General features: G+C 65.8%; 9 protein-coding genes. 4 read left to right on the top strand and 5 right to left on the bottom strand.

Going from position 1 to position 12,260, the window contains the following annotated elements:
• Nucleotides 1–304 (top strand): FAD-binding domain-containing protein (locus tag ACTXPP_RS13310; RefSeq protein WP_443342566.1); only part of this gene is annotated, 304 nt, incomplete at its 5' end.
• Between the two features lie 18 nt (nucleotides 305–322).
• Here the strand turns inward: ACTXPP_RS13310 and ACTXPP_RS13305 are convergent.
• The 5 genes from ACTXPP_RS13305 to ACTXPP_RS13285 form a co-directional block, all read right to left on the bottom strand.
• Nucleotides 323–1,246 carry a class I SAM-dependent methyltransferase gene (locus ACTXPP_RS13305; protein ID WP_443342565.1) on the bottom strand — a complete coding sequence of 308 codons (924 nt, stop codon included), beginning with the start codon at nucleotides 1,244–1,246 and terminating at the stop codon, nucleotides 323–325.
• Nucleotides 1,152–1,631, bottom strand: a complete 480-nt coding sequence (locus tag ACTXPP_RS13300) for a hypothetical protein (protein WP_443342564.1) — start codon at nucleotides 1,629–1,631, stop codon at nucleotides 1,152–1,154. The genes ACTXPP_RS13305 and ACTXPP_RS13300 overlap by 95 nt, the downstream gene beginning before the upstream one ends.
• A gap of 44 nt (nucleotides 1,632–1,675) precedes the next feature.
• Nucleotides 1,676–3,889 (bottom strand): MMPL family transporter, encoded by a 2,214-nt coding sequence (locus ACTXPP_RS13295; protein WP_443342562.1) that lies wholly within the window; start codon nucleotides 3,887–3,889, stop codon nucleotides 1,676–1,678.
• A gap of 170 nt (nucleotides 3,890–4,059) precedes the next feature.
• The gene (locus tag ACTXPP_RS13290; protein WP_443342560.1) at nucleotides 4,060–4,644 is read right to left on the bottom strand and encodes a GH25 family lysozyme; all 585 of its coding nucleotides are present in this window, start codon (nucleotides 4,642–4,644) and stop codon (nucleotides 4,060–4,062) included.
• A gap of 95 nt (nucleotides 4,645–4,739) precedes the next feature.
• A complete protein-coding gene (locus tag ACTXPP_RS13285) occupies nucleotides 4,740–5,567 on the bottom strand; it encodes an SDR family NAD(P)-dependent oxidoreductase (RefSeq protein ID WP_301497955.1) in 828 nt (275 codons plus the stop codon).
• 681 nt (nucleotides 5,568–6,248) lie between these two features.
• Between ACTXPP_RS13285 and ACTXPP_RS13280 the strand changes: the two genes are divergently transcribed.
• The 3 genes from ACTXPP_RS13280 (at nucleotide 6,249) to ACTXPP_RS13270 (ending at nucleotide 12,089) form a co-directional block, all read left to right on the top strand.
• Nucleotides 6,249–6,950: an ABC transporter ATP-binding protein gene (locus ACTXPP_RS13280; protein WP_301497698.1), complete on the top strand. Its 702-nt coding sequence runs from the start codon at nucleotides 6,249–6,251 to the stop codon at nucleotides 6,948–6,950.
• A gap of 59 nt (nucleotides 6,951–7,009) precedes the next feature.
• Nucleotides 7,010–9,670: an ABC transporter permease gene (locus tag ACTXPP_RS13275; RefSeq protein WP_443342558.1), complete on the top strand. Its 2,661-nt coding sequence runs from the start codon at nucleotides 7,010–7,012 to the stop codon at nucleotides 9,668–9,670.
• A gap of 376 nt (nucleotides 9,671–10,046) precedes the next feature.
• Nucleotides 10,047–12,089 carry an OPT family oligopeptide transporter gene (locus tag ACTXPP_RS13270; protein ID WP_301497693.1) on the top strand — a complete coding sequence of 681 codons (2,043 nt, stop codon included), beginning with the start codon at nucleotides 10,047–10,049 and terminating at the stop codon, nucleotides 12,087–12,089.
• Nucleotides 12,090–12,260: the final 171 nt, after the last annotated feature.

The following is a 12,260-nucleotide window of genomic DNA, read 5'->3' as shown; positions in this document are numbered from 1 at the left end:
GATTCACTGGCGTCACGGGGAAGAATGGTTCTGGGAAACGCTGGTCGATGCCGATGTGGCGTCGAACCCCTTCAACTGGCAGTGGGTCGCTGGAAGTGGGGACGATGCCGCCCCCTATTTCCGCATCTTCAACCCGGTACACCAGGCCCGACGATTCGACCCCGAAGGGAAGTACACCGCACGCTGGCTTCGTGCTAACGATGCCGACGAAGGTGAGGACCCTGTCCTGCGGCCACCGATCGTGGACCTGCGTCGTTCCCGTGAGGAGGCACTGGCAGCCTTCCAGAGCATCCGTCGGGGCTGACCGCAGTGCCCGTTGGGGCTAAGGTGCATTGACCGGTTCCTCATCGGGCCTGCGCCGGTACTCCAGCTGGCCGACATCGATGTAACCGGCGGCGAACCCTGCCTGGCAGTAGCAGAGGTAGAAGTGCCATGCCCGTTGGAACTCCGTCCCGAAACCCAGTTCACCGACGGTGCCGGTGGCCACGGCCGCCAGGAAAGCGTCATCCCACAATCTCAGGGTCTTCGCGTAGTCCGGGCCGAAGTTCCGCTGCATCCCGGGGCGCAGTCCGGCACGCAGAGCGGATTCGTGGAGGGCCCGCACGCTGGGTATGAGTCCACCCGGGAAGATGTAGGTCGTGATCCATGTCGCCGCGTCAGCGGTGAGGAGCATCCTCCGGTGGTCCATGTGGATCGCCTGGATGACTGCGCGTCCACCCGGAGCCAGCCGGTCGTGGACGGTTCGCATGTACTCGTCCCAGTATTCCGCACCGACTGCTTCAATCATCTCCACCGACACGACTGCGTCATAGGAGCCGGTGAGCTGGCGGTAGTCCATGATCTCGATGCTGACGCTTTCCTGGAGGCCCTCCGCTGCGATCCGCTTCCTGGCCAGATCAGCCTGCTCACGGGACAGGGTCACCGAATGTACCGTCGCCCCACGCCGTGCGGCGTGGAGTGCCAGGTCGCCCCATCCCGTCCCGATCTCCAGTACACGGGACCCTTCATCGACGCCTGCCCGGTCAAGCATGCGCCGGATTTTGGTGTCCTGTGCTTCGGCGAGTGTGGACGTCTTACCGGATTCGTCGAAGAGGGCCGCGGAGTAGTTCAGCCCGGGGTCGAGGAAAGTGCCGAAGAAGTCATTGGAAAGGTCATAGTGGGCACTGACATTCCGCTTCGCGCCGTCGATGGTGTTCGTCTGTGAGATCGGACGCCGCGACCGGTACAGCCTCCGGAAGGACTGCATCCACGGTGGGACCAGTGTGGTGATCCTGCGGCAGAGCTTTGTCAGCGTCCCGCTGAGGGTGGGGGGCCTCCCAGTCGCCGGCGACGTAGGACTCGCCGAGACCTATCAGCCCCCGGACCCCCAGACGGGCGTAGAAAACACCCGGACGCACCAGGATCACGTCGGCTCGTAGTTCCGAGGTTCCGGGCGCGGGCTGCTGGGTGTGTTGGACCTCGACCACTGAGATGCCGGCGAGAACTGCGGCACGCTGCACGACCCAGCGGGCGACCAGGGCGGCGGCGCGCGCGTGGATGCCGGTAGGTAGCTCACCGTGGAGGGCGGTTCGGCCGTCGCCACCTGAAAGGTCCTGGAGGTTGTTCTGCATCACCTCGAGAATAGTGAACATGGAGAATTCCCGCCGAGCGTGCAGCGGCTCCGGGCCCGGGGGGCCTACTGCGGTCCCAGTGAACCTTCTGTACGAAGTCGGGAGGAATCAACGTCGGCACCGGGTCCGTGCAGTGAGTGTTTCCCCAGGGAGCCCGGCCCGCCGGGCCACCAGATCCGGTCACCGAGCAGGTGAGTCAACGCCGGTACCAGGAACGATCGAACCAGGAAGGTGTCGATCAGCACTCCCAGGGAGATGATGACGGCGAGCTGTACCAGGAACTGGATCTGTATGACCAGCAGTGCCGCAAACGTGGCGGCAAGTACGATACCGGCACTGGTGATCACACCACCGGTACTGACAAGTCCCCGGCTTACACCGGTCGACGTCCCGTGAACCACGGACTCCTCACGCACCCGGGTTATCAGGAAAATGTTGTAGTCGATCGCCAACGCCACCAGGAACACGAAGGCGTACAAGGGCACGGACGGATCCGAGCCACTGAAGCCGACGAGCGTGAAGATCACTGCGCTGATACCCAGCGCAGTTCCGAAACTCAGTACCGTCGTCGCCAGCAGTACCAACGGAGCCACCACGGCGCGCAGCAGCAGTGCAAGCATCACGGTAATGACCAGCAGGACGATCGGGATGATCACGGTGCGGTCGGCGACCGAGGTTTCTTTGGTGTCCAGTTCAGTGGCGGTCGTTCCGCCGACCATGGCGCCGAGACCACCTACGTCATCCCGAATCTCCTTGACGGTGTTCTCCGCCGCATCAGAGTACGGGGAATCGGTGAGTGTCACCTCCAGAAGTACATCGCCGTTCACCACCGGAGCGACGTCCCCTGAGGAGCTGGAGACGGACTGCACACCGCTGAGTGCCTCGACGGTGTCCCGGACCTCGCCGCTGTTCTCTTCGGGGACCAGGACATACGTTGGAGCGCCTGCACCTGCCGGGAAGTGACGGTCGAGGGCTGACTGCCCGTCCCTGGCATCACTTTGCCCTAGGACGTAGTCACTGGTGGGGACGCCGTCGGCATCCAGGGTGAGCAGTCCCGCACAGCCGGCGATGAGCAGCAGCCCCGTGCCGGTAGCAATCCGTCGGGGAGCACGTCGGACCAACTCAGCAATGCGTTCCCACAGTCCGTTCCGAGTCTTCACTGCGGCGCCCGGTTGTCCTTCATCCGGTGGTGTCGCATCTGTTGTCGTCACAGGTGGACCGGGAACCCTCGGCCAGAAGACGCGTCTCCCGGCCAGGGCGAGCACGGCGGGAAGAAACGTCAGCGAGGTAAAGAAGGCAGCGGCGATTCCGACAGCTGCCACCGGCCCGAGCCCGGCATTCGATGCCAGGTCAGACAGGAGCAGGCAGAGTAGCCCGGCGATCACGGTCGCCGCAGAGGCCAGTACCGGCTGCCAGGTCCCCCGCAGCGCCGCCGAGGTCGCGGACCAGGTGCTGGAGTGGCGAGCGAGTTCCTCCCGGTACCGCGCGGTGTAGAGCAGTCCGTAGTCTGTCGCTGCTCCGATGACCAGGATAAACAGGATCCCCTGTATCTGACCGTTGATCATCACAGCACCGGATCTGGCGAGCGCCACATTGACCAACACCGCAGCGCACAAGGCCACCATGGAGCTGAGCAGGACGATCAGCGGAAGAAACGGTGAACGGTACACCAGTACGAGGACGACCAACACTGCAGCGACGGCAACCAGCAGGAGTAGGCCGTCGATTCCACCGAAAGCCGCCGACAGATCCGCACTGAACCCCGCAGGGCCGGTGACCAGGGCCTGCAGTTTCACCGGCAATTCCAACTCCAGTGTTTCCTGGAGGGCATCAACGGTATCCGCCGGTTTCGCATTCTCTGGCGGCACCACGATGATCTGTACTGCTTCCCCATCCTCGGACGGCAGCGGAGGACTGGCCTCGGTCGCCGCCTCGCCTCCCCTGTCGCCAGCGCCGACAGTACTGTCCACAGCGGCAGAGAGTCGGTCGGGAAGGTCGCTCAGTGACGCCGGGTCCACCTGCTCCCCGTCAGTTTCTGCGGTGACAACCACGATCGCCGGGGCCGCCCCTGAATCCTGGAAGTCCTCCAGGCGGTCGCCGACCTTCGTTGATTCCGCGGACTCCGGGAGGAATGAGGACTGGTCGTTGGTGGCCACCTCGCTGATCTCACCGAATTTCGGCCCGCCTACGGCGGCGACCCCCAGCCACATCAGGATCAGTAACGCAGCGAGTGCCCGCCGCCGGAAGGCGCGGGAACGGCGGGGCGGAGCGTCCTGCATGATGTACCCGCTTCAGTAGGCATCAAGGTCCACCCAAGATTGTCACAGTTCTTGTCCGCGCCGGGTGTTTTGACCCGGCTCGCTCACCTGCCGATGCCGATGGGCGGGAAACGACCTGGTCGTTGCTGGTCGTTGCCGGTTGTTGCTGGCTATTGAACGTGGGGGGAGGTCTACCGCAGGAACGACGCGAGCTGAACCTTGTCACCGTTGAAGGTGTTCTTGTCGACTGGGCCGTTGATGCCCGGGACCTGACCTTCGCTGCTGTACTGGTGGATCGTGGCGAACTTCCAGCCGCCGGGGACATCCGGGGTGTCGGTGCCGTAATGGGCCAGCCACAGCGGATGGTTGGCGAACTCCGTGGTGTCTGCCATGGCATCGCGCCAGAAGGTCGGGGAGGTGTAGATCATGGCGTCCCGTCCGGTGCGCATCTTGACCACGGACACGTACTCGCGGACCCAGTCCTGCAGCTCCTTGGGGCTCAGTCCGCCGGATTCCTCCAGGTCGAGGACCGGGGGCAGCGTGGGGAAGTGGCTGACGATGGAGGTGTTCGCGAAGAAGTTCGCCTGAGCTGCCGCATCGCCGGGGGCCGAGCTGGGCTGGGCGTAGTGGTAGGAGCCGACGGCCATGCCGACGTACTTCGGGACGTTCGAGTCGGCGAGGTAGGTCGGGTTGACGTAGTTGGTGCCTTCGGTCGCCTTGACGTAGGTGAAGCTCTCCCCGGACAGGGATGTCTCTACCCAGCGGATGGGCCTCAACCTTGTTCGGGTCGCTGACCAGGGCGACGAGGGCGCGGTACCCACGATCCACGCCGGGACCGTCCCTGAGAAGGTCAGCGGGAAGTACTGGGCGACTACCGCTTCGTATTCTTCTGCGTCCGTTGCTGCTGCTTGGCCACGCCCCAGCCGATGGCGCGGACGGCCATGAGGTGCGGAATGCGGGTGAAGCGTTTCGAGTACCAGTTGAACGCCGCGAAAGCGTCCGGCGTGACGACCACCCGACGCGCCTCGATGCCCTTCACGGCGCGGCGGGCGATGGTCGCAGCGTCCAACCAGGTGTTGTTGAGCAGCCACCGGGCGAGATCGTCGGCGGATTCGTCGTCGCCGGTCAGGGAGGACGCCAGGCCTGACTTGAAGAACTGTGGGCAGATGACCGAGACGCTGATCTTGCGGTGACGCAGCTCGGCATCCAGGGTCTCGCCGAGCGCGACGGTCGCGGCCTTGGTGGTGTTGTAGGTGGCCATCGACGGGGCGTGGACCAGGCCCGCCAGCGAGGCGGTCAGGGAGATCCGACCACCCTTCGCGATCTTCGGCGACAGGGCGCGCACACCGCGCACCGAGCCCAGCAGGTTGATGTCCAGGGCCCGCTGCCAGGTCTCCAGGGAGGTCGAATCCACCGAGCCTCCGACGGCGATGCCGGCGTTGCTGATGAGGACGTCGAGCTCGTCGATGTCCTCGGCGACGGCATTCCAGTCATCCTCACTGGTGACCTCGAGGGCGCGGTAGGACCAGTCGCCGCTGAGCTGGTCGAGCTGGTTGAGGGAGTCAGGTGCGGACGCATGGATGTCGGTGAGGATCACCCGGTCACCGTTGTCGAGGAACTGCTTGGCGAGCTCCAGACCCAGCCCGGAGGCTGCGCCGGTGACGAGGACGAGACGGGGACCATTCTTCTTCGGGAACATGGGGTTCAGCTTAAGTGGGAGCGGGCGATGCCGAGGCTGAATTCGCCGTGCCGATTCCTGTTCCCGTGTCGGGCCTCTCCTGCGTCAAGTCCTCTTCACGAGTTGTCTGCACAAGTCCTCTTCGCGGGCCACCTGGAGGGAAGCGGTCGGAGCCTCCAATCGGGGGCCGCTGGCATTGCCAATGGTCGTCTGGTCAGTGTAAACGGCCGGGATCCGGGTGATTTCTGGCCATCTACACTGACCAAGAGGACATTTACGATGCCACTTCCTCGGGCGGCCTGGACGACTAGGACAGAGAGGGCCGGGCAGAGGGGGCAGGCAGAGGGGGCAGGCAGAGGGCAGGCAGGTTCGGGGCGACGCCGAGACTCAGGGAGGGCATCAGGGATGCCAAGGAGCAGGAGATCAGGGGACAGTCAGGGTGATCCCCGATTGCCCAGGGGGTCACAGACCCATAGGCTGGAATATGACCAGGGGAGTGAGGCCAACTCCCGACGACGACGGATCGGATGCGATGACTGGGAACCCGGAACCCAGATATCCCTCTAACGGGGGACGCGGACGGTGCCGTCACAGCTGAAGGATTGAGTCATGCACGCAACCCCGAACAACCAGAACACCCAGAATGCCCAGGGCAGCCAGAACACCGCGGTGAAGGACATCCCCGCCGCCCGCGCCGAGAACATGTCGAAGATCTACGGGGCCGGCGACACCAAGGTCGTCGCCCTGGACAACGTCACCGTGGAGTTCGCCCCCGGCGAGTTCACCGCCATCATGGGGCCGTCCGGCTCCGGCAAGTCCACGCTGATGCACTGCATGGCCGGCCTCGACACCCCTACCAACGGTGCCGCCTACCTGGGCACCACCGACATCTCCCAGCTCGGGGACAAGGCACTGACCAAGCTGCGCCGCGACCGGCTCGGCTTCATCTTCCAGTCCTTCAACCTGGTGCCCACACTCACCGCCGCGGAGAACATCACCCTGCCGATCGACGTCGCCGGCGACAAGGTCGACAAGGACTGGTTCGCCGAGATGACCGACCGGTTGGGGCTCACCGACCGCCTCGGTCACCGGCCCTCCGAACTCTCCGGCGGCCAGCAACAGCGCGTGGCATGCGCCCGCGCCCTGGTGGCGCGACCGGAGATCATCGTCGGCGACGAGCCGACCGGCAACCTGGACTCCAACTCCTCGGCCGAGGTGCTGGCCATCCTGCGCGCCGCCGTCGACCGTGACCACCAGACCGTCGTCATCGTCACCCACGACGCCAGGGCCGCCGCCTACGCCGACCGGGTGATCTTCCTCGCCGACGGTCAGGTCGTCAGCGAACTGCGCCAGCCGGATGTCGAGCAGATCCTGACCACCATGACCAGTATCGAAGGGTTGTAATCGCGATGTCTGCCCGATCACGAACCTCGTCCACATCCTCAACCTCATCCACGGCCACCATGCGACGTATCTCGCTGCGTGACCTGGCCGCCCATAAAGTACGACTGCTGCTGACGGTGTTGGCGGTGGTGCTCGGCACGGCCTTCATCGCCGGCTCGCTGATGTTCACCGCGTCACTGCAGAAGACCTTCGACACTCTCACCGAGTCCACCACCAAAGGCATCGATGCCGTGGTGACCGCGGACAACCCCAGGTCGCCGTTGCCGCTGGAACTCGGCGCACAACTGGCCGAGAATCCGGAGGTCGGCTCGCTGAACAACGCCAGCGAGACCCAGGTCGTCGTCGCGGCGGCGTCCGAGGGTACCGGTACCGGCAACGGTTCCGACGGTGGCGACAGCGCCGCCGACGCCGCCGACGCCGCCAACTTCGAGACCCTCCAGACCGGCGGTGCCCCCGCCTTCGTCATGTCCTGGTACCCGGAGGACGAAGTCGTCGGCCCCGCGTGGAGCATCGCCGACGGCCAGGCGCCCACCGGCCCGGACGAGGTCGTGGTCAACAGCTCCGCCGCGGAGAGTCACGACCTGTCCGTCGGCGATGACCTGGTTGTCGTCGACCCGACCGGACGCACCAACGTCACCATCTCCGGTGTCTACGACATCGACATCGACGGTGGCGGATTCGTCGGCCTGGCGATGGAGGAGCCGTCCTACCTCGAGACCTTCACCGACGGTGAGACGACGTCGATGTTCTCCCTCGAAGCGGCCGACGGCGTCAGCGAGGAGGAACTCACCACGTCGCTGGAGGCGCAGCTGCGCGACCTGTCGGCGGCCGGAGTCGTCGACCCCGGCAGCTACCAGGTGCAGACCGGCGCGGAGCATGGCGAGGAACAGACCGCGATGATCGACGAGGCCCTGAGCTTCGTCAACTACTTCCTCATCGCCTTCGGTCTGATCGCGCTGGTGGTGGGCACGTTCATCATCGCCAACACCTTCTCGATGATCGTCGCCCAGCGCACCCGTGAGTTCGCGCTGCTGCGGTCTCTCGGTGTGTCCTCCCGCCAGATCACCGGTTCGGTGGTGCTGGAGGCGATCGTCGTCGGCATCATCGGTTCCGCCCTCGGTGTGGCCGCCGGCTTCGGCCTGGCCCACGGCATCTTCGTGATCATCAACGCCACGGGTGCGGGTCTGCCCGCCGCCGGTGTGCTTGTCACGCCTGCCTCGCTGGCGATCCCGCTGGTGCTGGGCCTGATTGTCACGGTGATGTCGGCGTGGGCTCCGGCGCGCCGGGCGGGCGCGGTGCGTCCGGTGGAGGCGATGCGATCCGGTGACCTGGCGTCCACCTCCCTGCGGGGACGCACCATTGTCGGCGCGGTGCTGGCGGTGGCTGGTGTGGCCGCCGCACTGGCCGGAGTGTTCATCGACGCGGACACCGGGCCGCGCGCCTCCCTGGTCGGCGTTGGTGCGCTTGCGGTGATCATCGGTACATTTCTGTTCTCGCCGGCGCTGTCGCGTCCGGTGGTGCGAGGTATCGGTTCGGTGATCGGGCTGCCCTTCGGACCCGTCGGACGGTTGGCGTCCACCAATTCCGGACGCAACCCCCGACGCACCGCAACCACGGCCTTCGCCCTGACCCTCGGTGTGGCGCTGGTGGCGTGCATCGGCATGCTGGGTGCGTCGATGAAGGCCTCGCTGTCGGACATGATCGGTGAGACGGTCACCTCCGACTACATCCTGACCGGCCCGAACGGTGGCGGATTCCCGGTGCCGATGAGCGCGCTGGGCGACGTGCGGGACGCCGACGGTGTCGGTGAGGCCGCCGGGTACGGCTATGTGCCGGTGACGGTCGGCGAGATGCCGGACGGTCCGGACGCCCAGTACTCGGGCACCGGCGTGATCGACGGCGACCCGCAGGTCTCCGGCGGTGTCGAGGTGGTCGAGGGTGACCTGTCGCTGGACCGTCCCGGCGTGGTCGCCAACGCCGAGGTCGCCGAGGAGAAGGGCTGGTCGGTGGGCGAAACGTTGCCGATGAACGTCTACGTGCCGGACGCCCCCGCCCGCGAGGTCGGCCAGGTGGAGCTGCTCGGAACCTACGAGCCGCATGACCTGCTCGGCGACACCCTGGTGTCCTGGTCGGCGCTGGAGCCGATCGCGGCATCGATTGGTGCGGGCAACTCGATGAGCATATTCTCCATCTTCGTCGACGGGGACGGCTCGGTGTCGGAGCAGACGCTGCGGACCAACCTGGAGGCCGCCACCGAGGACTACATCGTGGTGCAGGTGCTGACCTCGGAGGAGTTCGCCGGGCAGCAGGCGGTGCTGATCGACCAGATGCTGAATGTGCTGTACGCACTGCTGGCCCTGGCGGTGATCGTGGCTGTGCTGGGCATCATCAACACCCTGGCGCTGAACGTGATCGAGCGTCGGCAGGAGATCGGTATGCTGCGTGCGGTCGGTACGCTCCGCGGGCAGGTCAGAGGCATGATCGTGCTGGAGGCGGTGCAGATCGCCCTGTACGGTGCGCTGGTCGGTGTGCTGCTGGGCCTGGGCTTGGGCTGGGCCTTCCTGAAGGTGATGTCCGGTGACGGGATCGAGACCACCGCGGTGCCGTGGGGCCTGGTCGCCGGGATGGTGGCCGGTAGCGCGGTCGTCGGCGTGGTCGCTGCAGCCGGCCCGGCGGTGAAGGCCGCCCGGACAAGACCGCTGGAGGCGATCGCGGAGTAGGGCGCGACCCCGTTCATCCATCACACCGCCGTCGATTTTCACATGATGAGACCTGCAGGTCAGGGGATTGCAGGCTATCGAAGGACATCGCCGGCGGTGTGATGGATTGCGTTGGTCGACTTTCTGGCCGATGGTTCCCGCCCCTGCGTCCGGAAGGGGGCCGTGGATCGGCATTTGTGGGGAAGTACGTGGCGGGGACTAGAATCGCCCGGTCAGGGTATCCATAATTGTGTTATGTAAGTGAACGGCAGTCACCCTGGTTGGTTCGTGAGCCGTTCGCTGACCGGAAAGAGAGCCTACCGTGGCTGGCACGTCCTCACCTTCCCCCTCACCAGCGCAGGAGCCGGCGAATTCGTCCGGCGCCGCGACTGCAACCGTGGAGTCGCAGAAACCGCAGACACCGCTGCGCGAACTCACGCTCCGCGCCGTCATCCTCGGTGGCCTGATCACCCTGGTGTTCACCGCCGCCAACGTCTACCTGGGCCTCAAGGTCGGCCTCACCTTCGCCACCTCGATTCCCGCCGCGGTGATCTCCATGGCGGTGCTGCGAAAACTGAAGAATCACTCCATCACCGAGAACAACATCGTCCAGACCATCGCGTCGGCCGCAGGCACCCTCTCGGCGATCATCTTCGTGCTCCCCGGCCTGATCATGATCGGCTGGTGGACCGGTTTCCCGTACTGGACCACCATGCTGGTCTGCCTCATCGGTGGCGTGCTCGGTGTCATGTACTCCATCCCGCTGCGCCGCGCCCTGGTCACCAACACCGGCACCAGGGACGACCTGCCCTTCCCCGAGGGTGTCGCCGCCGCCGAGGTGCTCAAGGTCGGCGACGGTGACCCCAGCAACCGCGACAACCGCGACGGTCTCATCGCCATCATCGTCGGTGGCCTGGCGTCCGCGGGTATGTCCCTGCTCACCGCGCTGAAAGTCACCGCCGGCGAGCTCTCCGCCACCTTCAAGCTCGGCGCGGGCGGCGCCGCCGGCGGCACGATGGTCGGTTCCAGTCTGTCGCTGGCGCTGATCGGTGTCGGCCACCTCGTCGGCCCGATGGTCGGCATCGCCATGATCGTCGGCCTGGTCATCTCCTTCGGCGTCCTGTTGCCGGTGTTCACCAGCGGTGACATCACCAACGCCACCGGTGGGGACGCCCTCGCCGACCTGGTCAACACGACCTTCTCCGACGACGTCCGCTTCGTCGGTGCCGGTGCGATGGCCATCGCCGCGATCTGGACGCTGCTGAAGATCATCGGCCCGGTCGTCCGCGGCATCACCGCCTCGCTGGCCGCCTCCCGCGCCCGCAAGGAAGGACGCGAGATCGACATCACCGAGCGTGACATCCCGGTCAGCATCGTCGTGACCAGCGTCATTGTGCTGATGCTGCCGATCGGTTGGCTGCTGTGGGACTTCCTCTCCGACACCGGTGTCAGCCACCACACCGGCACGCTGATCACCTTCAGCATCCTGTTCGTCCTGCTCCTCGGCCTGGTCATCGCCGCGGTCTGCGGTTACATGGCCGGTCTGATCGGATCGTCCAACTCCCCGATCTCCGGCGTCGGTGTGATCGTGGTGCTGCTCGCCGCCCTGCTGATCAAGGTCGTCACCGGCAATGACGACGGCGGCGACCCGATGGCGCTGGTGGCCTACACCCTGTTCACCGCCGCGGTGGTGTTCGGTGTCGCCACGATCTCCAACGACAACCTGCAGGACCTGAAGACCGGCCAGCTGGTCGGCGCGACCCCGTGGAAGCAGCAGACCGCGCTGATCATCGGCGTCATCTTCGGTTCGCTGGTCATCCCGCCGATCCTGGGCCTGATGGCTGACGCCTTCGGTTTCGTCGGCGCCCCCGGTGCCGGGCCGGACGCCCTGGCCGCCCCGCAGGCAGGCCTGCTCTCGTCGGTCGCCGAGGGCATCTTCGGTGACTCCCTGGACTGGGGCCTCATCGGTCTCGGCGCATTGATCGGCGTGGGCATCATCGTGGTGGATGAGGTGGTGCGTCGTCGTACCTCCGGCCACTTCGCTCTGCCGCCGTTGGCCGTCGGCATGGGCATGTACCTGCCGATCTCCCTGACACTGATCATCCCCGTCGGTGCCTTCGCCGGCTGGTTCTACAACCGTTGGGCGGACAAGCGCGGCAACCCGGAGTCCGCGAAGCGCCTGGGTGTACTGGGTGCCACCGGCCTGATCGTCGGCGAGAGCCTCTTCGGGGTGCTCAACGCTGGAATTATCGCTGGTACCGGGGATTCTGATGCGCTCGGCATCATGCCGGACGGCTGGGCCGGTGCCTCGCAGTGGCTCGGCGCGCTTGTCTTCGTCGGCATCATCCTGGGGCTGTACCGCTGGGTGCGGATGCGTGCGGTCCGGGCGGAGTCGGACGCTAAGACGGACGCTGAGACGGACGCCGCGTCCAGCGCCTGACGCTGACCTTCGCGTCTGGCATCGGATGCGACTGCCCCGGAGCGGGGACCCCTGGGTGTCGTGTATTTGCTGGTCAGCTGATCAGAAAGAACGCATGATCGATAATTGAGGTTGGTTGAGTCCCCTAGCGTGGTGTCAATTCCCCCGGCAGGTTCACCGTCTCCTTGCACA

The organism is Candidatus Corynebacterium faecigallinarum (assembly GCF_052264515.1).
Taxonomy (GTDB): Bacteria; Actinomycetota; Actinomycetes; order Mycobacteriales; family Mycobacteriaceae; genus Corynebacterium; species Corynebacterium faecigallinarum.
Note: the sequence above shows the minus strand (reverse complement) of the source record. Positions and strands in the feature narration are given on the sequence as shown.

Excerpts from the sequence above, each read along its gene's own strand:
- ACTXPP_RS13275 (WP_443342558.1), top strand. The coding sequence starts at position 7,010 with ATGCGACGTATCTCGCTGCGTGACCTGGCCGCCCATAAAGTACGACTG.
- ACTXPP_RS13295 (WP_443342562.1), bottom strand. The coding sequence starts at position 3,889 with ATGCAGGACGCTCCGCCCCGCCGTTCCCGCGCCTTCCGGCGGCGGGCA.
- ACTXPP_RS13305 (WP_443342565.1), bottom strand. The coding sequence starts at position 1,246 with ATGCAGTCCTTCCGGAGGCTGTACCGGTCGCGGCGTCCGATCTCACAG.
- ACTXPP_RS13280 (WP_301497698.1), top strand. The coding sequence starts at position 6,249 with ATGTCGAAGATCTACGGGGCCGGCGACACCAAGGTCGTCGCCCTGGAC.
- ACTXPP_RS13300 (WP_443342564.1), bottom strand. The coding sequence starts at position 1,631 with ATGTTCACTATTCTCGAGGTGATGCAGAACAACCTCCAGGACCTTTCA.
- ACTXPP_RS13285 (WP_301497955.1), bottom strand. The coding sequence starts at position 5,567 with ATGTTCCCGAAGAAGAATGGTCCCCGTCTCGTCCTCGTCACCGGCGCA.